The sequence below is a fragment of the Sulfitobacter sp. G21635-S1 genome, from assembly GCF_027213915.1.
Taxonomy (GTDB): domain Bacteria; phylum Pseudomonadota; class Alphaproteobacteria; order Rhodobacterales; family Rhodobacteraceae; genus Sulfitobacter.
This window is the reverse complement of the sequence record NZ_JAPWGV010000001.1, coordinates 333,173-354,839: the sequence shown is the minus strand read 5'-3', so window position 1 is coordinate 354,839 and position 21,667 is coordinate 333,173. Positions and strand designations below refer to the sequence as shown.

The window sequence follows — 21,667 nt, the reverse complement described above, 5'->3', positions numbered from 1 at the left end:
GGGCCATGATCCGTACCGGCCATATACGCACTTTCCTGTTCATGCTGTGCCTTGCGCTGCTGGTTGCGGGCATGGGCGGGATGGTGGCCTATCGGGTGGAGATTCTGCGCCTTGCCGAGACGCTGGACCAATCGCTGACCCTGACGCGGCGGTCCATCGAGACGGAGATCGACCGGTTCCGGTATCTGCCGGAGGTGGCGGAACAGGACGTGCGGATCAGCCGGGCGGTCACGGCACCGCAGGATGCCGGGGCGGTTGCTGCCGCAAACCGGTATCTTGAGACGATTGCCGCCGTATCGGGTGCCAACCAGCTGTATCTGCTGGATCAATCGGGCATCGCCATCGCGGCCAGCAACTGGAACACGCCGGATAGTTTCGTGGGGATCGACTACAGTTTCCGGCCCTATTTCCGTGATGCGATGGATGCGGGTGCCGGGCGTTTCTATGGGATCGGGGTCACCACGGGCCGACCGGGATATTTCCTGTCGTCGCGTCTGGATCTGGGGGGCGGGGATCTTGCCGTGCTGGTGGTCAAGATTGACCTGACGCCCTTGCAGGCAACCTGGCGGCTGGCCGCCGTCGACACGGCGATTGCCGATGCGGACGGGATCATCTTTCTGTCGGGTCAGCCTGACTGGCTTTACCGGCCGCTGTTTGCCCTCGGGGCGCAGGCACGCGACCATATTGCGGTGACAAGGCGCTATGAGGGGGTCAATTTCGACACGGCCGACGCACTTTTGGCGGCGGCGCCGTCGTCGCTGGCTGATGTACAGCCTGTGGACCTGTCGGGGCGGTCGCTTCTGCTGCGCCGTCTGGCCATGGAACAGGAGGACTGGCAGGTGATCCAGGCCAGCCCGGTTGCCACCGCACGGCTGACCGCGCTGGCAACGGCGGCGATCCTCGGGCTGACAACGCTGGCGGCGGCGCTGCTGGTGCAGACCCTGCTGCAGCGCCGGCGGATGATCCGCATGCGGTTGCAGCAAAGCCGGTTGCTGGAGCAGCAGGTGGAGCGGCGGACCCGCGAGCTGGCCGCCGAGATCGAAACGCGCATCGCGGCGGAACAGGAGCTGAACCGTGCCCAGGATGCGCTGATCCATTCCGAGAAGATGGCCGCACTGGGCCGGATGTCCGCCGCCATCGTCCATGAAATCAGCCAGCCGCTTGCCGCGATGGAGGCGACCCTGGCCGCCGCTGCCATTGGCGGGACGCGGGATGCCGGCGGCACGGCGAAACGGATCGAAACCACACGCGGCCATATCCGGCGGATGCTGCGGACCATCAAGCACCTCAAGAGTTTCAGCCGCAAGGATACCGGGACACTGACCCCGGTGAACATGGACCGGGTGATCGACAACGCCATCGAACTTGTCCGCCACCGCGCCGATGACATCGGGGCCAAGCTGACCTGTGATTGCCCCGGTGACGCGCCGCCGGTGATGGGTGGCATGGTGCGGCTGGAGCAGGTGTTGGTGAACCTGCTGCTGAATGCGCTAGACGCGGTGGTTGCCACTGCGGCGGGTCAGGTCGTGGTCACGCGGAGGGTGACCCCCGAGGCGGTGATCGTGACGGTGAAGGACAATGGTGTGGGCCTGGACGCCGAGGCGATTGCCAAGATCGGAGAGCCTTTCTTCAGCCGCAAGCAGGAAGGCGAGGGGCTGGGGCTGGGCGTTGCGATTAGCCAGTCCATTGTGCAGGATTTCCACGGAACACTGCATTACGACGCCGCTCCGGGGGAGGGCACCTGTGCGACCGTGACGCTGCCCCGCGCTGAGCAACGCAACCGAAAGACCGCCGCATGAGCCGGGCCGAAATCTGGGTGGTCGATGACGATGACGATCACCGCGAGGGTCTGTGTGATCTGATCGCGGCGGCGGGGCATCATCCGGTCGGCCTGTCAGGGGGCATTGCCGCGCGTGATGCGCTGGAAGGGCCGCTGCCTGACCTTGTCCTGACGGACCTGCGGATGCCCGGCCTTGACGGCATCGGGGTATTGGATGCGGTCCGGGAAGTGGCGGCCGATCTGCCGGTCGTTTTGCTGACCGGACACGGCGATGTTGCGCATGCCGTACGTGCGATGCAGCGCGGGGCACAGGATTTTCTGGAAAAGCCCTATGATGCCGATCATCTTTTGACAGTGGTCGAGCGCAGCCTTGCTGCCGGGCGTCTGCACGCAGAGATCCGGATGCTGCGCGAGCGTCTGAAGGTCGAGGGCGCGCATCTGATCGGGGAGACCACCGCAATCGCCGCCGTGCGTGCGCGGCTGACGGAAATTGCGGGCCTGCCCGTCGATGTCATCCTGCAGGGCGAAACCGGGACCGGCAAGGAACTGGCGGCGCGCAGTCTGCACGACCAGTCGGGGCGCAGCGGCCCGTTTGTCACGATCAATTGCGCAGCCTTGCCGAACAGCGGGTTCGGGGTGGACCTGTTCGGGCGCATTGATGCCACGGGCACCTTGCAGCCGGGGCGCGTGGGCCTTGCCGAGGGGGGGACATTGTTCCTCGACCAGATTGATGTGATGCCGCTTGAGTTGCAGCCGCTCTTGTTGCGCCTGCTGCAATCGCGGCAGATCGAACCGGTGGGCGGGCAGGCCCCGATTGATGTCGATCTGCGGGTTGTGGCCTCGGCCAGCGAGGACCTGAAAGAGCTGATTGCGAAGGGGGCTTTTCGGCAGGACCTGTATTATCGGCTGGCAGGGGTCGAGATTCAGCTGCCGCCGCTGCGCCAGATCGCGCCGGATATTCCGGTGCTGTTTGTGCATTTCATGACCCAGGCGGCTGTGCGCCACGGTGTGCCCGTGCCCGAGATCACCTTTGCGGAGCGAAAGGCGCTGCAGAGCCATGACTGGCCCGGCAATGCCCATCAGTTGCGGCAGGCGGCGCAGCGGCGGATACTGGGGCTGGACGGGGTTGCCGATACCCGGGATCTGGCGGTGAAAGGCACCTTGAAGGACCGCGTGGCACGTTTCGAGGCATTGGAGATCATGCGTGTCCTCGATCAATGCCGGGGCAACACGGCGCGGGCCGCCGCACAGCTGGGCATTCCGCGCCGGACCCTGAACGCCAAGATGAACCGCCAGGGGATCAAACCCTGAGGCGATGCACGGCTTGCCCCTGCAAGGTCACAGGATGCGTTTGCGCAGGTACATCGACACCACTTCACCCAGGATGACGAAGGCAAGGATCGCCAGCAGTATGGTCGAGACTTCGGGCCAGTTGAACGTGTCGATGGCGCCCTGAAGGATGATCCCGATGCCACCCGCACCGACCAGCCCAAGCACCGTGGATTCGCGCAGGTTGATGTCCCAGCGCAGGATCGAGACGGCAAAGAATGTGGGCATGACCTGGGGCACGATGGCATAAAGCACCACCTTGAAGCGCGTGGCACCACTGGCTTGCAGGGCCTCGACGGGACGCGTGTCGATCTCCTCGATGGCTTCGCCCAGCAGTTTGCCCATGAAGCCGATGGACCGGAACATGATCGCAACGATCCCCGCGATGATGCCGGGGCCGAAGATGGCCACGAAGAGCAGCGCCCAGATGATCGTGTTGACCGACCGTGACGAGACAAGGATGAACCGGCCAATCCACAGGGTCACCACGTTGGGCGTGGTGTTGCGCGCGGCGATATAGGCGACGGGCAAGGACAGTATCACAGCGAAGAGCGTGGCGATCGTGGCGATGTTCACGGTTTCCCACATGGCCTGCATGATCGTTGACAGGTTCTGCGGGTCGGGCGGCACCATGCGGCTGAACAGGTCGGCCATTTGCGCGGGTGAATCCCAGACCCATTCCCAGATCACGTCGATGCTTTGCAGCGCCCAGGCGACCACCAGCAGGGTGGCCAGCAGCACGGCGTAGCGTTTGATGCGCTGTTTCGGGGTGAAGCGGGACCAATGGTCCAATGCGGCGGGGTTGTTCATGCCAGTTTCTCCCGAATGATGCCGCTGACGGCTTCGGACACCAAGATAACCCCGACGATCACCATGGTGATGGCCAGCGCAAAGTCGTAATCATAACGGCCAAAGGCATTGGCCAGCGTTGCCCCGATGCCGCCCGCGCCCACCAGACCAACCACGGCGGAGGCGCGCAGGTTGCTGTCGAGCTGATAGATCGACAGGCCGACCTGACGGGCCAGAATCTGCGGCGCGATGGCGTAAATCAGCGTGCTGAAGAACGGTGCCCCGGCAGAGCGCATCGCCTCGACCTGACCAAAGTCGATCTCTTCGATGCGTTCGGCCAGCAGTTTGGCGACAAAGCCGATGGAATAGACGGTCAGCGTCAGCACACCGGCAAAGGGGCCAAAGCCCACGGCTTTGACAAAGATGATGGCGACGATGACGGGGTGGAAGCTGCGGGCGATGATGATGGTGGCGCGACCCAGATAATAGACGGGCCGGGGTGCGATGTTGCGCGCGGCGCAAAAGGCGATGGGGATCGACAGGGCCACACCGGCGACGGTGGCCAGCAGTGCGATCTTCAGGCTTTCCAAGAAGCCGTCGATCAACAGGTCGGCGCGGGCAAAGCTGGGCGGAAAGGCTCCGCCAAAGATCTTGGCGGCGCGGCCCATGCCTGCCGAAACGCGTTCCCAGTCGATTGGCAGGGTGGCCATGGTGAACACCACATAGGCCAGAATGGCAATCCACAGCCCGCGCCGGAGCAGGGTGTTGCGGATGAAGGGCGGCTTGCGCCATGTGTCGGGAAAATCGCTCATGCCGCTGCCCCCTGGGCTGCGCGGTCCTCGGCGGGCACACCGGCATAGATTTCATCCATTGCGGTGGCGTTCAGTGCGTCGGGCACATCGTCAAAGATGATCCGGCCATAGCGCATGCCGACGATGCGGTCGGTGTATTGTTTGGCCTCGGTGACGTTGTGGATGTTGATGATGACGGGCAATTCCAGTTCGTTCGCCAGATCGCGCAGCAGCGCCATGATCTGTTCCGATGTCTTCGGATCGAGCGAGGCTGTGGGCTCATCCGCCAGCAGAATTTCGGGCTGCTGCATCAGCGCGCGCACCACGCCGACCCGCTGGCGTTCGCCACCCGACAGTTCGTCGGCGCGTTTGTTGGCGTAATGGGCGATGCCCACGCGTTCCATCAGCTCATAGGCGCGGCGGATGTCCTCTTTGGGATAGCGGCGCGTCAGCGCGGCCCAGGTCGAGATATAGCCCAGACGCCCCGACTGGACGTTTTCCATGACTGTCAGGCGGTCAACCAGATTGAAACTTTGAAACACCATGCCGATGCGGCGACGGGCCAGGCGCAGTTCCGATTTCTTCAGCTGGGTCAGATCGGTGCCGTTCAGTGTGATCGTGCCCGATGTGGGTTCGACCAGACGGTTGATGCAGCGCAACAGCGTGCTTTTGCCAGCACCGGATGATCCGATGATCGAGACGACCTCTTGGCCGCCGACCTCAAGGTCGAGGTCTTTCAACACGGGATCGCCGCCGTTGTAGCGTTTGACCAGTTTTTCGATTTTCAGCATGGTGACCTCTTACGGACAGATGGGCGCGCGCAAAGGGGCACGGGGCAACCGCGATGGGTCGTCCCGTGCCGTGTTTGACGCTTAGTTGGCAGCGAGGCCTTGGGGTGTGTATTCCACGCCGTTGCTGGCCTGGATTTCGCGGATCACCGCCCATTGGTCCTTGTAGGTGATCGGGATGAACTTGCTCACGCCCTGGAATTCTTCACCCAGCTTGGTGCCTTCGAACTGGAAGCTGAAGAAGGCTTGCTTGATCTTTTCAGCCAGTTCCGGGTCCAGATCATGGGCCACGGTGAAGGAGGTCGTCGGGAAGGGCGCGCTTTCCCAGATCAGGCGCACGTCGGCGGGGTCGTAAAGACCACGTTCGGCCATGCGCTCGACCACTTCCGAGGCCACCGGGGCGGCATCATAATCGCCTGCAACCACGCCCAGCATGGATTGGTCATGGGAACCGGAATAGGTGACCTCGTAATCGGTGTCGGGTGTCACACCCAGACCGGGGAACAACGCGCGCGGTGCCTGGTTGCCCGAGTTCGAGGTGGGCGAGGTATGGGCGACGCGCTTGCCCTTGAGATCGGCCATTTCCTTGATGTCGGAATCGGCCTGGGTGAAGACCTGCAGCTTGTAACCGAACTGCCCGTCATCCGCGCCCATGATCGCAAAGGGCACCGCACCGGCAAGGTTCACCGCGAAAGGTGTGGGGCCGGTCGAAAAGCCCGCGATGTGCAGACGGCCCGAGCGCATGGCCTCGACCTCGGCCGAGTTGGACTGAACGGCAAAGAACTGCACGTCGCGGCCTGTGGCCTCTTCCAGATGCGCGATGAATGGTTCCCAGATGTCGGCGTAGACGGCGGGGTCTTCGACCGGGGTATAGGCGAAGACCAGCGTTGACGGGTCGTTCAGCTTGGCCGGGTCGGTGGGGGTGTCGGCAACCAGATCGCCGTTGGCGTCGCAATAGATGGCGTCCAGCACGCCACGTTCGGCGCAGTCGTCCTGGGCAAAGGCGGCCGTGCTTCCAAGGGTCGCGGCAACGGCGGTGCCAAGCAGGGTTTTGGTGATATTCATTTTGTTCCTCCCGTAAATACATGTGTCGACCGGCAGTCAGGGGCGCCCGTTCCTCCGCAGCCCCTGGGTGGTCGATCCGGGCCGATGCTAGTCGGCAATGACCTGCGCGAGCCACTGCACAAGTGACTAACAGAGTTACCGGGGCGCGGCGCAATGTTAACAGAGTTACAATACGGGGGCGTTTGGTTGGTTTTTCACCACGTCACCCTTTCAGGACGCTTGGCGGCTGTGCCCGTGCCGTGACATAGCTTGGTCATGACACGTACCGCCCCACAGCCCCGGATTGCCATTGTCGATGACGATGCCCAGGTCCGGCAGACGTTGTCCGCCTTGCTTGAGCAAAGCGGCTACCGGGCGATTGCCTGTGCCGACAGTGCTGCATTTCATGCGCTGGGTGATCCTCCCGCGATTGAGCTTGCGCTGATCGACCTGCGGCTTCGGGGCGAAAGCGGGTTGATGCTGGCCATCCACATCCGCGAGAAATACAACCTGCCGATTGTCATGCTGACCGGCGTCGGGGATGAGATCGACAAGATCATCGGGCTGGAAACCGGCGCAGATGATTACCTGATCAAACCCTTCAACCCGCGCGAACTGGTGGCGCGCATTCGTGCGGTGCTGCGCCGCTATGGTCATGGCGCGGTAACGCCGCCCGCGACGGGTCACGAGATCGGCTTTGGCGACAAGCGGGTGGATTTGCAGAAACGCGAGTTGCAGGACGCGGCGGGCAACGAGATTCCGCTGACCAATGCGGAATACCGGCTGCTGGATTACTTTGTGCGCAATCCGGGTCGGATCATCCCGCGCCCGGAACTGCTGGAGGAACTGGGCAGCGACACCGAACGCTATCTGGACCGTACCATCGACGTGCTGATCCTGCGCCTGCGCCGCAAGATCGAGCCGATCCCCTCCAAGCCGGTGCATCTGCAAACACGCCGTGCGCAGGGCTATATCTTTGTGCTGGACGGGCGCAGGGCATGACAGGCGCGGGCCTGTCGCGGCTGAGCATCCGAACGCGGCTGCTGGGGGCCATCGGGCTGTTGTCGGTGGTGGCGGCGGCGATCGGGATCATCGCCTTTTACACGTTGGAGCGGGCCGACCGGCAGATCGAATTGCTGCACAGCGTGACCCTGAGCGAAGTGTCGCGGGCGCTGGAATTGTCACAGAATGCCGCGACCCTGTCGAAGTCCGCGCCCTTTCTGTTGTCGCTGAATCCACCCTTCGGGATAGCCACCGAAACCGATGAAATCTATGCGGCGATCACCCGGCTGGAAGCCATGGCCGAGGGCGATGCGGAATTGTCGCTGTCGGTGGCACGGATGCGGGCGGCGGTGGATGATCTGGTCGAGATCATTCCGCAGCGCAACCAGATCCGTCAGGATATTGCCGGGATAGATGCGGCGCTTGAGGTGCTGCTGCGCCGCTATCGGCAGTGGATCACCACGCGCGAGGCCACGACCTATCAGCGGCAGGCCTGGGCCGCGTTGCAACAGCTTGCGATGGAGGCGGTAGGGACCGCGCGCGCCAATACGCTGACCTCGATCTGGGAATTCCGACTGGGGTACAGGAACATCCGTGCCGACATTCTGGCGGTCGCCACGCCGCAGATAGCCGACAATGTGCAGGAGATCGACCGTACCATCAGCCGCGATGATACGCTGTTCAATCTGGTCTATCGCAGCCTGGCGATTTCGCTGGACGCGGAAAACGCCCTGTTCCGAATCCGGACCGAGGCGGAGCGGATCAATCTGCTGGCCGCACAAAAGGTGACCGCTGCGCGTGAACGGCTTGAGTTGTCACAGGCCGACACCCGCGCCCGTCTGGCGCTGGCGCAATGGGTGATGCTGGTGCTGATGGCGGTCAGCGTGGGGGTGGCGGTGGTCTCGGCCGTGTTTGTCTCGCGCTATGTGGTGATGAACCTGCACCGGATCGCTCAGGCCATGCGCAGGCTGGCGGCCGGGGATCGTGCGACGCGGCTGGAACGCAGGCTGGAAAGCGAGGACGAAATCGGGCAGCTGTTCTCGGCTTTTCGCATCTTTCGTGCCAATGCGCTGCGGCTGGACCGCAATTCACGGCTGATCCGGCGGCAGAACACGCTGTTTTCGCGGGTGTTCGAGAACATCACCGACGGGGTGGTGATCACGGCTGCTTCGGGGCGCATCCTGGCGCAGAACCAGCGTATCCGTGCGCTATTGCGTCTGCCCGAGGGGGCGGCAGCAGTGGAAACGGTGGAAGATCTGCTGGCGCAATCGCCTTTTGAGTTGCGCGAGACGGCGGTCACGGCGGCGGGTTATCAGGAATATGAAAGTGCGGCGGGTCACGTGATGGAACTGCGCCGCTCGCCCTTTCCCGAAGGCGGCGCGGTCTGGTTGTTTTCAGAAGTCACCGAACGGCGGCTGGTCGATGCGCGGCTGGCGGAAATCCAGCGGGTCGAGACCCTGGGCAAGGTGACGGGCGAGGTGGCCCATGACTTTGGCAACATCCTCTCCACGATCTCGGGCAATCTGCATCTGCTGGAAAGCGCCGAAGGTGATGCGGCCAGGCGCCTGCGGGCGCGGATAGAGGATGCAGTGGATCTGGGCGTGACCCTGACCGAACGGTTGCTGGCCTTTGCCCGCAAACAGCATCTGGAGCCGCAGCGCACCGATATTGTTGATTTGCTTCATGCAATGCATGATCTGCTGGAGGTTGCCCTGCCCGAGACGGTCACGCTCACGGTCACTGCGCCGGACGGGCCGGTCTGGGCGACAATCGACCCCGGCCAGCTGGAAAGCGCGATCCTGAACCTTTGTGTCAACGCGGGTCAGGCGATCAGCAGCAGCGGGCATATCGAGATTTCGGTCACCGAGCGGGAGGATGGCCATATCGCGCTGATAGTAGCGGATGATGGTCACGGCATGAGTGCCGAGGCCTTGCGCTATGCGACCGAGCCGTTCTTTACCGCGCGCCGCGATGGCAGCGGCACCGGGCTGGGCCTGTCGATGGTGGATGGATTTGTGCACCAGTCAGGCGGCAATCTGCACATCGCCTCGGTGCCGGAGGAGGGGACGCGTGTCACTCTGCTGTTCCCGCCGGCGGCTGAGGAAACCGCCGTGATGCAGCATCGGGGGCGGGCGCTGGTGATTGATGACGATCCCCGCGCGCTGGCGGCAGCCGCCACGGCACTGGAAACGCTGGGCTTCGAGGTGAGCACCGCCGCCGATTTCGCGGGCGGCCATGCGGCGCTGGAAAGGGCGCCCCGGCCCGATCTGGTGCTGAGCGACCTGAAGCTGGATGCGCAGCACAGCGGCTGGGATCTGATCCGCAAGGCGCTGGATGGTCACCCGCAGACCCGCGCCATCGCCATGTCGACTCAGTTGCCCGCCGCAGACCGGATCGGGGAGGCCGACCGGGGCCGCTTTGCCCGTGTGGACAAGCCGGTGTCTGTCGACGCCTTGGCGCAGGCTTTGGCAGGGATCTGACCCTGCCCCATCCGGTGGCGTTCAGAGCTTTGCGAGCGCCGATTCCATCCTTGCGTATACTTCTGCCGGATCGTGGCAGGCATTGAGCCAGAGGCAATTGTCGGGCTTGCCGGTCTGGCGCAACCAGTCCACGACGGTCATGCCTGTTGTCAGCTCTCCGGCGCATTCGATATCGACAGGGCATAACCTGCCGTCAAAGAGCTCGGGCCAAAGGAGCGCGGATACGGCGATTGCGTCATGCAACGGGCGGGTTGCAGTGCCGTATTTGGCGTTGCCGTAGCGTTCGAAGAATTCCATCATGCCGGCGCAGGCGCGCATGACAGGGGTGCCGTGATCGGCCAGGGTCTGTGACCAGCCAAGCGGGGCAGGTGCCTTGTGGGTGCAATCCAGCGGTACGGCAGTGATCGGAACCCCGGACCCCAGCACGATGCGCGCGGCTTCGGGGTCGACGAGGATATTGTACTCTGCCGCGGGCGACATGTTGCCGCCTTCGAAAAACCCACCCCCCATGAAAACGATCCGGTCGATCTGCTCGGCAATCTCGGGGGCGCGGCGCAGTGCCAGCGCGATGTTGGTCTGCGGGCCAAGCGCGATCAGCGTCACGGGGTCCGGATGGTTGCTGATGGTGTCGATGATGAAATCCACCGCATGACCCGGTGCAGGGGGATGCGCGGCCGGGGCCCAGTCCCAGCCGTCGATCCCGGTGTCGCCGTGGATCTCCGGCACCGGGCGGGGCGCGCGCAACAGCGGGCGCGGCGCGCCCGCGTGAACCGGTGTGTCGCCCCGCCCGGCCAGTTCGACGATGCGACGGGCATTATCGGTTGTTTGCGCCAGCCCCATGTTCCCGGCGACCGTTGTCAGGCCGAGCACGTCAAGTGCGGGGGCGGCAAGTGCCAGCAGAATCGCAAAGGCGTCATCCTGTCCGGGGTCGGTGTCGATGATGACGGGTTTGGGCGTCATGGCGGAAGTCCTTTTGATTGGGAGCGGAGGAGAAGATCGAATTTTAGGCGTTGCGGGGTTTTTGCCCTGGAAGGGCCGGATTTGGGAATGGAAAGGGTTGCCCTGCCCTCATTTATGTACATTGTATACAGAATTGGCATAAGGAGAGAGTCCATGAAAGGCGATTTCGACAATATCCCGATCGTCAGCCTTGCCGGTCTGGCTGATGATGCAAATTCAGGCGACAGGTCCAAAACCGTTGCGGCCCTGAAAGAGGCGCTTGAGGTTTCCGGCTTTGCCTATCTGTCGGATCACGGCGTGTCCGAGGATCTGGTGGAGCGGATGCGGCAGCAGAATGTGGCCTTTCACGATCAGCCGATGGAAGAAAAGCTCAAGCTGAAGATCAATGCGTTTCACCGTGGGTACATGCCCATGTCCACCTCGACGATTGTGACCTCGTCCGTTGCCAAGGTGACCAAGCCGAACCGGTCTGAAAGCCTGATGTTCATGCATGAGGTTCCCGAAGACGCCCCTTATGCGGGCGAACCCTTGCAGGGGCCGAACCAGTTTCCCGAAAATCTGCCGGAGGTGCGCAGCACCGCGCTGGAGTACATGACCCAGATGACCGCGCTTGGCGCACGGCTGGCCGGTGGCATTGCCGAGGCGGTGGGGCTGCCGCGCGACTGGTTCAAAGAGCATTTCGACAATCCCACGTTGTTCCTGCGCCTGCTGCATTATCCTGAACAGCCCGACGAGGAGGAATTGTTCGGATCGGCGCCGCATACCGACTACGGCTTTGTCACGCTGCTCAAGCAGGATGATGTCGGCGGCCTTGAAGTGCGCAACAAACGCAACGAATGGATCCCGGCACCGCCAATCAAGGGTACATTCGTGATGAATGTCGGCGACATTCTGGCGAAATGGTCGAACGGGCGGCTTGTCTCCACCCCGCACCGGGTGCGCAACCTCAGCCGCCGCGACAGGTATTCGCAGCCCTTCTTCTATGACCCGTCGATGAGCGCATTGGTCGCCTGCCCGGAGGAGATGCTGGACAAGGGAGAGACCGCGAAAATGGAGCCGGTGCTTTATGGCGATTACCTGCTTGAGCGGCTCAACAAGAACTACGACTACCGCAAAAAAGCCTCGTGAAGGGCGCGGGTTGCATCATGCATCATAAAACCACAGGGAAACTGAAATGACACAGATGAACCGACGTACAATGTTGACGGCATTGCTTGCGCTTGGCGGCGCAAGCGTGCTGCAGGTCCCGGGCGTGCGCGCTCAGGCAGAGAAGCTGGTGATCACCACCTATGGCGGATCCTGGGAGAAATTCTGGCGCGATACGCTGATCCCCGGCTTTGCCTCGGAGACGGGCATCGACCCGCAGCTGGATATCGGGCTGGGGCGCGTCTATACCACCAACCTGCGCGCCGCCGGGAAGGACAACCCGCCCTACAGTTGTCTGATGACGAACGAGATCTATTCCACCGTCCTGCGGGACGAGGGATATTTCGAGAAGCTGGACCTGTCGATGTTACCGAATTATGCCGATCTCTATCCGGTGGCGACCAAGGCATCTGATGGCTATGCGGCGGTGGGGCTGATTTCGCCCATCGGGATCGGCTATCGCACCGACCTGATCCAGACGCCGCCGACATCGTGGAAAGACCTTTGGGAGAACCCGGAGGTTGCCGGGCAACTGGGGCTTTACAATATCCAGAACTCGGCCGGGAAAATGTTCCTGATGCTGACATCGATGATCTATGGATCGGGGATTGATGACCTTGAGACAGGCTTTGCCAAGCTGGCGGAACTGGGGCAGGTGTATCAGACCGATTTCAACATGAGCACCGCGCTGGCCACCGGCGAAGTGGCGATTGCCCCCTTCGATTTCGGCGAGATCGCGCGCCTGCGGGCGCAGGGCCTGCCGGTGGATTGCATCATTCCCGAAGAAGGTTTGATGATGTGGGACCAGACCTTCAACATCTGTGTGAACGGTGCCGCGCGCGAGGATGCCTATAAGTACCTCAACTTTGTTCTGGGCCCGGTGGGGCAAGATCTGTTGATGCGCGAATTCTTTGTGTCGCCGGTCAACCGTAACGTCGAGGTGCCTGCAGATCTTCAGCGCGACGTGCCGGTCCATGGCGAGGCGATGGCGCAGTTCATCGACTGGGACTGGAAGCTGATGAACGCCAACGCCGAGGAAATCGCGCGCCGCTGGAACGAGATTTTCGGCGCGTGAAAAACAACAAATGCCTGCCCCACAGGGGGCAGGCGATGCCGGAAAGAGGGCTCCCTGCATGACCGAAGTTTCGCTGCTGTCGCTTGTCAAATCCTATGGCAAGTCGACGGCGCTCAAGGGGATATCGCTTGACGTGGGCCATGGCGAGTTCGTGTCGCTACTTGGGCCGTCGGGATGCGGCAAGTCGACGACGCTGAAATGCATCGCCGGTTTCGAGGATGTGACCGATGGCAAGATCCTGTTCGACAGCAAGGACATCTCGCGCAAATTGCCCGAGGATCGTGATATCGGGATGGTGTTCCAGTCCTATGCGCTGTTCCCGCATATGACGGTAGAGCGCAACCTGGCCTTCGGGCTGGAAATGCGCCGCATGGCGCGGTCTGAAATCGCCGAACGTGTGGCCCGCGCGATGGATATGGTACAGTTGACGCCCTATGCGGACCGCTATCCCAAGGCCTTGTCGGGGGGCCAGCAACAACGTGTCGCTCTGGCCCGCGCGCTGGTGATCGAACCGGCAATCCTGCTGCTGGACGAACCACTGGCCAACCTGGATGCCAAGTTGCGCGACGAGATGCGCGGGTTTATCCGCGATCTGCAAAAGCGGGTCGGGATCACCACGATCTATGTCACACATGACCAGAACGAGGCGATGACCATGTCGGACCGGGTCGTTGTCATGTTTGACGGCAAGATCGCACAGGCGGCACCGCCCGAGGATGTCTATGACCGACCTGCATCGGAACGGGTTGCACGGTTCGTGGGCAATGCGAATATCCTCGACCTCGCCGTGGCGGGCCAGATGCATGGGCGCACCTCGCTGAGCGTGCCGGGCGGCGGCAGGCTGGCTGTGGCAAGCGGCGGCGATACGCCTGCGACCCGGTTGCGGGTGATGGCGCGGCCTGAACAGATCGCGCTGACCGGGCCCGGTGAGGGGCATCTCGACGGGCGGATCACCAAGCGGTATTTCAGTGGCGGCCATGTGGAGTATCATGTGGAAACCGAATGCGGGACACTCAACGTGCTGTCCCCGACGACACAGAACATGGCCGAAGGGGCCAATGTCGGCCTGACTTTCGATACCCAACGCCTGTGGCCACTGCCGGATCCTGCCCGCGCGGCGGAGCCTGCCGCATGAAGCGCGCGCGCATCCTGATGCTGATCGCCCCGGTTGCGGTGCTGATCTTTCTGTTCATCGTGCTGCCCTATGTCACCGTGCTGCTGATGAGCTTTCGCGCCCCCGCCGACGGCCAGCCCTATGGCGCGGGGTTCAGCGTGGAGGGGTATCGCCAGTTCTTCAGCCAGAGCTATTACGCGCTGTCCTTGCCGCAAACGATGGGGCTGGGCATCGTGACCTCGCTGGTGTGCCTGCTGCTGGGCTATCCCGTGGCCCTGCATATCGCCACGGCACCGAAACGCTGGCGCGGGCTGCTATATGGCATCGTGCTGTCGCCGCTGCTTGTGGGGATCGTGGTGCGCAGCTACGGCTGGACCATCCTGCTGGGCAATGCCGGCGTGATTAACACGACGCTGCGCAATCTCGGGCTGATCGAGCGGCCGCTGCCGCTGATGTATAATGAATTCGGCGTTGTGCTGGCGCTGGCGCATGTCTTTCTGCCCTTCATGGTGCTGCCGCTTCTGGCGTCGTTGCAGACAGCGGATCCGGCGGTGCGGCAGGCGGCGCGGTCACTTGGGGCCGGGCGGTTCACGGTGTTTCGCCGGGTGACCCTGCCGATGTCGATGCCGGGCATACAGTCAGGCTGCATCCTGGTCTTCGTGCTGGCGATTTCGTCCTATGTGACGCCCGCACTGGTGGGCGGCATGCGGGTCAAGACCACGACATTGCTGGTGGTGGATGCGCTGATCGACCAGTTCCAGTGGCCCTTCGGGTCGGCAATGGCGCTGACGCTGGCCATCAGCGCGGGGATCGTGGTGCTGATCTTTGCCCGCCTGACCCGCATCAGGTGGAGCTGAGCCATGGGTCTTGTCACACCGCTGCTGTCGCTGCTGCGTGCGCTTGTCTATGTCTTTCTGCTGGCCCCGATCGTCGTGGTCGTGCTGGCTTCGCTGAACGCGGGCAATTTCCTGACCTTTCCGCCGCAGGGCCTGAGCCTGCGCTGGTTCTGGACCTTCCTGAACAACGATGTCTTCATCGACGCCATTGTCTATTCACTGATCCTTGCGGCGCTGGCCACGGCGGTATCGCTGGTGCTGGGCACGATGGCCGCGCTCTACTTTGTTCGTCATGCCCGCCGCGAGGCCGAAGTGGTGCGCATCGGCGTGCTGCTGCCGCTGATCCTGCCCGAGATCCTGACCGCTATCGCCTTGCTGTTCTTTTTCTACGAGATCGGCATCGGTACGCAGTACAAGATTGCGCTGTTCACCGGCCACGTGCTGATGACATTGCCGTTTGTATTTCTCAACGTGACCACCTCCCTGCAGGGGCGCGACGATGCGGTCGAACTGGCTGCGCGCACCCTTGGCGCTTCGCGGATGACGGCGTTCCGGCGCATCACCCTGCCGCTGATCGCGCCGGGCATGGCGACCGGTGGCGTGTTTGCATTCATTATCAGCTTTGATACCTTCGGAGTTTCCTTCATCCTGAAGGGAACCGGATCAGCACCGCTGCCGATCCAGCTTTATGACTATCTGCGTTTCAATTTCACACCCGAGGCTGCTGCCGTGTCCACTGTTTCCATCCTGCTGACCCTCGTCCTTGTCACCCTCTCCAACATGTTGTTCGGACGCGATTGACCGGAATGGACGATACTGTGGATACATCACTGGGGCTGCGGCCCATCGGGGTCGAGGTCGCGGACCGTCTGGAAGCCGCCATCGTGCGGGAGACTTTCGCACCGGGCGAAAAGCTGCGCGAAGTGGACATTTGCACACGCTTCGGCGTGTCGCGGTCGCCCCTGCGCGAGGCATTCCAGATCCTCGAAGCGCGTGGTCTGGTAGAGCGGCGGCCGCGGCTGGGCACGCGCGTGACCGAAATGACCGTCGAGGTGCTGGACGAGATCACGACCTGCCGTCTGGCGCTGGAATGCACCTGCAGCCGGTTGCTGGCAGAACGCGAGGATCACGCCGAGATCGCCGACGCGCTGGATCAGGTTCTGGCCGAGATGCGCAAGGCCAGGGCGCAGCGCGACTTCAGATCGGGGTTCGAGGCCAACGTGCGCCTGACAGCCCTGATGCACAAGCAATGCGGCAATTCGGTGCTGATGCGTCTGCTGGATCAGCTCGACACATCCGCCCTGCGCTATCGGTTCCGGGCCTATCTGAGCACGGCGGGGATGCTGGATGACATGATCGAGGGCAACAGGGCGCTGATTGGTGAAATCCGCAATGGCCAGGGCCAGCGGGCCGCGGAGATGACCGACCGGCTGATCCGCTCCGCATGGCAGACCACCCGAGATCTTTTTCTGAGCACTTCCGAAAGTACAAAGACATGAAAAGACCCGACGTCGCCTTCCTGGGGTTCAAGATGGATACCGTGATCACGCAGGTCGCTGCATTCGCCACCCCCGTGCTGGCGGATGATATTGCCGCGCTGTCGCCGGAACGGCGTGCTGCGATCACCTGTGCGGTCACATCGGCGGTCAACGGTGCATCGGGCGAGCTGCTGGATCTGTTGCCCAACCTCTCTCACATCGTATCCGCCGGTGCCGGGCTGGACCGGTTCGATTTTGACGACCTGCGGGCGCGGGGCATCACGCTGAACGATACCGGGCATCTGGTCAGTTCGGACACTGCGGAAATGGCGGTGATGTTGCTTTTGGCGATGGCGCGGGATGTTGTCCGGGCGGATGATCATGTGCGCAGTGGCCGCTGGGCCGACGGGCATTTCGGCTATCGCATCCGGGTGGCGGGCAAGACGGCGGGGATTGTCGGCCTGGGCCGGATCGGGCGGCTGATCGCCGAGCGGCTGACCGGACTTGGCCTTGACGTTGCCTATCACACCCGCGCGCCCAGGCCGGATGCACCCTGGCCCCATGTGGGCGACCTGGAAGAACTTGCAGCGCGGTCCGATTTCCTGGTGGCGGCTGTGCCCGGTGGCGCGGCCACGCGGAACTTGTTCGATGCGGGCGTTCTGCGCGCTCTGGGGCCGCGTGGCTATTTCGTCAACATCTCGCGCGGGACGGTTGTTGACGAGGAGGCGCTTATTTCGGCCCTGACGGAGGGCACGATTGCCGGTGCCGCCTTGGACGTATTCGAGAACGAGCCGCATCCCGACCCTCGGTTTGCTAAACTGTCGAATGTCACCCTGACGCCCCATGTCGCCGCGATCACCGAGGATTACGCCGCCGAACTGGCCGCCGATATCGCACGGCAGGTGGCGGCGCATCTGGAAATCAGTCTGCCACAGGCCTGAGGGTCGTCCTGCCGGGAAACCCGTCAAAGCCCGCGGCTGCCAGCGCTTCATCCGCCGTGCAGGTCAGCCGACGGTCACACCGCCACAGACAAAGAGCGTCTGTCCGGTGACAAAACCGGCGCGATCATCGCAGAAAAAGCTCACGGCATTGGCGACATCTTCGGGTGTGCCCATGCGGCCCAGAGGCAGGGCATCCACGATCGCCTTGGTCTTTGGGGCGTCTGGCGGGTTGTTCTCCCAGAACGCGGTTGTTGCGATGGGGCCGGGGGCCACGCAATTGACGGTGATGGAGTCTTTGCCCAGTTCAAGCGCCCAGGTGCGCGCCATGGATTGCGCGGCACCCTTGGTGGCGCTGTATAGCGTCCGGTCCAGTTTGCCCTTTGTCACGCGGCTGGTGTTGAAGACGATCCGCCCGCCACCGTGTCTGCGCATCTCGGGCACGACAAGCTGGGCGCAGATGATGGATGTCCGCAGATTGAGATGCATGAGCCTGTCAAAATCCTCAAGCTGCACGGCCTCCAATGGGGCAGGGGCGACCAGCCCGACATTATTGACCAGGCAAGTGACCTTGTGGCCGGCAAGAATGCCGCGCAGCGCCTGCCGTGTGGCTTCCGCATCTGTCAGGTCGACCATGACGGCATCCGCCTGCAGGCTTTCGGCCTCCGGCTTTGCGACATCAAGCGCGAAAACGCGGTAACCGTCCTGTTGCAGACGCAGCGAAATGGCCTGGCCGATGTTGCGCCCACCGCCGGTGACGATTGCTGATTTCTGGGTCATGATCTTGCCCGATGCCTAACCAGTGACCGGGGAGTAGCCGAGCCGCGGCGTCACCGCCTCGCCGTGAAAGCGGTAGGTGCCATCCTCGGCCCTTTCCAGGTCTCCGAGACCGGGGTAGGGGAAGTGATAGCCGTGATAGCGGATGTTGTTGTCCACGACATGGGCAAATATCACCGATTTTGCTTCCGCCCCCATCTGCGGATCGCTGTCGTAATCCATGTGAAAGAACCATTCCGGGTGGATCGGGTCAAAGATGTGGTGATGCGCAACGTCGCCGGTGAACACGACCTTCTCGCCCTGGCTTTCAAAGATGAAGGCGCATTGCCCCATGCTGTGCCCGGCAACAGAGAGCGTCGTGACACCGGGCAGGATGTCATCACCCAGTTTGAAAAGCCTGACCCGCTCGCGGTAGGGCGCAACAGCGGCCAGCGTCCCCTCGGTCCAGGGTTTTCGGAAATCGGTGCGGGACAGGCTTGCCTCGTCTGTCCATTCCTCCCAATCGGTATCGGAGACATAGAGATCGGCATTCTTGTAGACCGGCGTTCCGTCCGGGTGGATCAGCCCGAAGGAATGATCGGGGTGCAGGTGGGTCATCAGAATGACGTCGATATCGTCGGGGTTGATACCGCTCGCCTTCATGTTGTCGAGGGTATGGCCCATCGTGTCGCCGAAAAGCTGAGAGGTCCGGCCCATGCCCGCGTCGATCAGGATCAGCTTGTCGCCGGTGTTCACGACCACCGGGATCAGATCCATGGGAAAGAATTCGCCCTGGGGCAGGCGGTAGGCTTCTTTCAGACGCGCAAGCTCGGCAGGATCGGCGTTGGGGAACAGGCCTTCGTACCCGTGATGAATATATCCATCCCATATCGCCGTGCATTCCAGGGCGCCGACGTTGAAACGATACCATCCGGCGTTCTGCGTCTTGAGCTGTTTTGCTGTCATGATTGTAATCCCCCCTTGAAATGTCCTCTGAGCGGCGCGGTTGCGGGCCAGATTCCGTATCCTGTCCTACCGTAATACGGTAATAGCGCAAACGCGTCCACCCGCTATTTCAATCCGAACGGGGCAGAGGCGCAAGCCTGCCGAAACTGATCAGACCGGGGGTGCCTGTCGCGGTTAATTGGCCCGAAAACTGGCGAAAATTCAACCAACTGCGCGTATCGGCCACTTTACGAGTGTTTTTGGCGTCTTTAGTGTATTCTCGCCTCAGTAGTGGGGGCGAAGCACGTTGACTGTAATACTGTAATATCGTAGGATGGTCTTGCTGTGCACTCGCCCCTTACCGACTGAGTGTTGTTGCCGGTCCGCCTGTTGCAGGGATGTCCGGTCTATTGTGAAGTAAAACGGAGAAATGCATGGCGAAGTCGACCGTGATTGCAAGAACTGCGGCCCCTCTTCGGCAGCAAGTTGTCCGACTGGTCCGAGAGGACATCCTTGAGGGTAAACTTGTTCCCGGGCAACGTCTGGTCGAAAGCACGCTTTGCGATGCTTACGGGGTGTCCCGCACCGTGATCCGAGAGGCGCTGCGCCAGCTTGAATCGGAACATCTGATCGAAGTGGTTCCGAACCTCGGGCCGATCGTGGCTGTCCTGACGGAAAAGGAAATCAGGTCGATCTATGTGGTGCGGGCGGCCCTTGAGGGGTTGGCCGGCAAGCTCTTTGCCGAGAATGCAGATGCCACCCAGGCGAAAAACCTGGTGAAACTGCGGGACCGGCTCGATCGCGAATACCGCAAGGGCGACATTGAAAGCCGCGAGCTGATCAAGGCCGATTTCTATCGGCAGCTGACCGAAGGTGGCGGGAACGAGATTCTGGCGGAAAGCCTGAGGAGCATGCATGCCCGGATCGCGATGTTCAGGCGGTTTGCATTTGTGGACGAGGCCCGGATCGAGCCATCCATCGCCGAGCTGGAGACGATCATTGATGCCGCCGCAATTGCCCGGAATGGCGAGGCCGCATGGGCGGCCTGCGAACATCACATTCTTCTCGCGGGCGAGCTTGCGATTGAGGAATATGTAAAGCGGAACAAGGACATCCTGCCTGACGGCTGAGAAGGCGGGCGGCGCTTGTCGCGCCGCGCCTGCTTGTCCATGTCAGGGTTTTTCCCACCAGCTTCGGTCACCGGCGACACCGCGGGCCAGAAGCGCCTTGATGGCCTGCTCCGTCATCAGGGCCGGGTTGTTGAGAACAAGCCGCGTCGCCTTGACCGAGGATGCGGCGATCTGGTCGAAATGTTTCTCTTCGACGCCGAGTGAGGCCAGTTCCATCGGGGTGCCGGTCTTTTCCAGCAGTTCCTCGATCCGGGTGATCGCCGCGCGGCCCTGATCGCGCTCCGACTGGCCGGGCCGGGCCACCCCGAGAGTTTGACCGATCTGGGCAAACTCGGAGGTGCAATAGGGCAGGTTGAACCGCATGACATAGGGCAGCAGCGCCCCCACCCCGAAGCCATGCGGCGTGTGACCGATGGCGGCCATCGGGCTTTGGATCGCATGGGCGGCCGCCGTGCCGGTCGTGTTGATCGCCATGCCCGCGCAATAGGCGGCAAACATGACATCAGAACGCGCCGCGAGATCGGAAGGATCGTCCACGACGGCGCCAAGAGACTTGTTCATCAACGTCAGGCCCTGTGTGCAGAACATGTCGGTGATGCGGTTCTTGCCCACGTAGATCTGCGTGGCGATCTGCTGCGGTGTCGGGTTCTTGGGCCTGGCTGTATAGGCTTCGACCAGGTGGGACAGCGCGTCTGCCGCCGTGGCCGCCGTCAGGCCGGGCGGGCAGCTCAGCGTCAGTTCCGGGTCGATGATCGCGATGGCCGGGGCGATATGGGCATCGGCGATGGCCATCTTCATCTGGTTCTCGTCGTCATAGACAATGGCAAGGCTGGTGACCTCGGCACCGGTGCCGCCGGTGGTCGGGATCGTGATGATGGGAATGCCCGGGCCGGGGACCGCAAATTCGCCGAAATAGTCCCTGACATCGCCGCCATGGGCAAGGATCACGGAAACCGCCTTGGCCAGATCCATGCAGGAGCCGCCGCCGATGCCCACAATCACGTCGATACTGCCCCTGGCGAACGGCGCGGTGGCGTCGATGACGTTCTGGCGGGGCAGGTCGGGCAGCGCCTGATCGTAGATCGAAATCTTCATGCCCGCCGCCGAAAGATCGTCATGCATCGCCTTGAATTCGGGCGTGGTTGCCATGCGTTCGTCGGTCACCATCAGGACCCGCGTGCCAAAGCCGCGGGCATAAAGGCCAAGTTGCCCACGTTGTCCGGGGCCGAAAAGGACGGTCTTGGGTTGACGGACAAGACCAAGGCCGAGCGTGTTTTCCATCGACA

General features: G+C 62.5%; 20 protein-coding genes. 12 read left to right on the top strand and 8 right to left on the bottom strand.

From position 1 onward, the window contains the following. Window positions 1–5 precede the first annotated feature (5 nt). A complete protein-coding gene (locus tag O4H53_RS01670) occupies window positions 6–1,799 on the top strand; it encodes an ATP-binding protein (RefSeq protein ID WP_269360862.1) in 1,794 nt (597 codons plus the stop codon). Further along, window positions 1,796–3,091, top strand: coding sequence for a sigma-54-dependent transcriptional regulator (locus O4H53_RS01665; protein ID WP_269360861.1), 1,296 nt, complete (start codon window positions 1,796–1,798; stop codon window positions 3,089–3,091). Before O4H53_RS01670 ends, O4H53_RS01665 begins: the two co-directional genes overlap by 4 nt. 27 nt (window positions 3,092–3,118) lie before the next feature. Here the strand turns inward: O4H53_RS01665 and phnE (O4H53_RS01660) are convergent, their stop codons facing one another. The 4 genes from phnE (O4H53_RS01660) to phnD all read right to left on the bottom strand — a co-directional run bounded on the left by phnE (O4H53_RS01660) (window position 3,119) and on the right by phnD (window position 6,542). Then, a complete protein-coding gene (gene phnE / locus O4H53_RS01660) occupies window positions 3,119–3,919 on the bottom strand; it encodes a phosphonate ABC transporter, permease protein PhnE (RefSeq protein ID WP_269360859.1) in 801 nt (266 codons plus the stop codon). After that, complete coding sequence (gene phnE, locus O4H53_RS01655; protein ID WP_269360857.1) at window positions 3,916–4,710, bottom strand: phosphonate ABC transporter, permease protein PhnE; 795 nt, start codon at window positions 4,708–4,710, stop codon at window positions 3,916–3,918. The genes phnE (O4H53_RS01660) and phnE (O4H53_RS01655) overlap by 4 nt, the downstream gene beginning before the upstream one ends. Further along, window positions 4,707–5,480, bottom strand: a complete 774-nt coding sequence (gene phnC / locus O4H53_RS01650; protein WP_269360855.1) for a phosphonate ABC transporter ATP-binding protein — start codon at window positions 5,478–5,480, stop codon at window positions 4,707–4,709. Before phnC ends, phnE (O4H53_RS01655) begins: the two co-directional genes overlap by 4 nt. An 81-nt stretch (window positions 5,481–5,561) precedes the next feature. After that, window positions 5,562–6,542, bottom strand: coding sequence for a phosphate/phosphite/phosphonate ABC transporter substrate-binding protein (gene phnD, locus O4H53_RS01645; protein ID WP_269360853.1), 981 nt, complete (start codon window positions 6,540–6,542; stop codon window positions 5,562–5,564). Between the two features lie 255 nt (window positions 6,543–6,797). On the opposite strand from phnD, the gene O4H53_RS01640 reads away from it, so the two are divergent. After that, window positions 6,798–7,523, top strand: coding sequence for a response regulator (locus O4H53_RS01640; protein ID WP_269360851.1), 726 nt, complete (start codon window positions 6,798–6,800; stop codon window positions 7,521–7,523). After that, window positions 7,520–10,003 (top strand): ATP-binding protein, encoded by a 2,484-nt coding sequence (locus O4H53_RS01635; RefSeq protein ID WP_269360850.1) that lies wholly within the window; start codon window positions 7,520–7,522, stop codon window positions 10,001–10,003. The genes O4H53_RS01640 and O4H53_RS01635 overlap by 4 nt, the downstream gene beginning before the upstream one ends. Window positions 10,004–10,024: 21 nt before the next feature. Here O4H53_RS01635 and O4H53_RS01630 read toward each other — a convergent pair whose 3' ends face one another. After that, on the bottom strand, window positions 10,025–10,963 hold the full coding sequence (locus tag O4H53_RS01630; RefSeq protein ID WP_269360848.1) for a nucleoside hydrolase: 939 nt from the start codon (window positions 10,961–10,963) through the stop codon (window positions 10,025–10,027). Window positions 10,964–11,116: 153 nt separating this feature from the next. Here O4H53_RS01630 and O4H53_RS01625 point away from each other — a divergent pair, with 153 nt between their 5' ends. From O4H53_RS01625 to O4H53_RS01595, 7 genes are read left to right on the top strand one after another with little or no spacing between them, the layout of a single operon-like run. Further along, window positions 11,117–12,091 carry an isopenicillin N synthase family dioxygenase gene (locus O4H53_RS01625; RefSeq protein ID WP_269360846.1) on the top strand — a complete coding sequence of 325 codons (975 nt, stop codon included), beginning with the start codon at window positions 11,117–11,119 and terminating at the stop codon, window positions 12,089–12,091. 46 nt (window positions 12,092–12,137) lie between these two features. Next, window positions 12,138–13,184 (top strand): extracellular solute-binding protein, encoded by a 1,047-nt coding sequence (locus O4H53_RS01620; protein ID WP_269360844.1) that lies wholly within the window; start codon window positions 12,138–12,140, stop codon window positions 13,182–13,184. A gap of 58 nt (window positions 13,185–13,242) precedes the next feature. Beyond that, the gene (locus O4H53_RS01615; RefSeq protein WP_269360843.1) at window positions 13,243–14,319 is read left to right on the top strand and encodes an ABC transporter ATP-binding protein; all 1,077 of its coding nucleotides are present in this window, start codon (window positions 13,243–13,245) and stop codon (window positions 14,317–14,319) included. Further along, the gene (locus tag O4H53_RS01610; protein WP_269360841.1) at window positions 14,316–15,155 is read left to right on the top strand and encodes an ABC transporter permease; all 840 of its coding nucleotides are present in this window, start codon (window positions 14,316–14,318) and stop codon (window positions 15,153–15,155) included. Before O4H53_RS01615 ends, O4H53_RS01610 begins: the two co-directional genes overlap by 4 nt. 3 nt (window positions 15,156–15,158) lie before the next feature. Next, window positions 15,159–15,935, top strand: coding sequence for an ABC transporter permease (locus O4H53_RS01605; RefSeq protein WP_269360839.1), 777 nt, complete (start codon window positions 15,159–15,161; stop codon window positions 15,933–15,935). A 5-nt stretch (window positions 15,936–15,940) separates the two neighbouring features. After that, window positions 15,941–16,633, top strand: coding sequence for a GntR family transcriptional regulator (locus O4H53_RS01600; RefSeq protein ID WP_269360838.1), 693 nt, complete (start codon window positions 15,941–15,943; stop codon window positions 16,631–16,633). After that, the gene (locus O4H53_RS01595; RefSeq protein ID WP_269360837.1) at window positions 16,630–17,553 is read left to right on the top strand and encodes an NAD(P)-dependent oxidoreductase; all 924 of its coding nucleotides are present in this window, start codon (window positions 16,630–16,632) and stop codon (window positions 17,551–17,553) included. Before O4H53_RS01600 ends, O4H53_RS01595 begins: the two co-directional genes overlap by 4 nt. A gap of 63 nt (window positions 17,554–17,616) precedes the next feature. Here O4H53_RS01595 and O4H53_RS01590 read toward each other — a convergent pair whose 3' ends face one another. After that, complete coding sequence (locus tag O4H53_RS01590; RefSeq protein WP_269360836.1) at window positions 17,617–18,330, bottom strand: SDR family NAD(P)-dependent oxidoreductase; 714 nt, start codon at window positions 18,328–18,330, stop codon at window positions 17,617–17,619. A 15-nt stretch (window positions 18,331–18,345) separates the two neighbouring features. Then, window positions 18,346–19,272: an MBL fold metallo-hydrolase gene (locus O4H53_RS01585; RefSeq protein ID WP_269360835.1), complete on the bottom strand. Its 927-nt coding sequence runs from the start codon at window positions 19,270–19,272 to the stop codon at window positions 18,346–18,348. A gap of 413 nt (window positions 19,273–19,685) precedes the next feature. On the opposite strand from O4H53_RS01585, the gene O4H53_RS01580 reads away from it, so the two are divergent. Then, window positions 19,686–20,381: a GntR family transcriptional regulator gene (locus tag O4H53_RS01580; protein WP_269360833.1), complete on the top strand. Its 696-nt coding sequence runs from the start codon at window positions 19,686–19,688 to the stop codon at window positions 20,379–20,381. A gap of 42 nt (window positions 20,382–20,423) precedes the next feature. Here O4H53_RS01580 and O4H53_RS01575 read toward each other — a convergent pair whose 3' ends face one another. Further along, complete coding sequence (locus O4H53_RS01575) at window positions 20,424–21,662, bottom strand: iron-containing alcohol dehydrogenase (protein WP_269360831.1); 1,239 nt, start codon at window positions 21,660–21,662, stop codon at window positions 20,424–20,426. Between the last annotated feature and the right edge of the window lie 5 nt (window positions 21,663–21,667).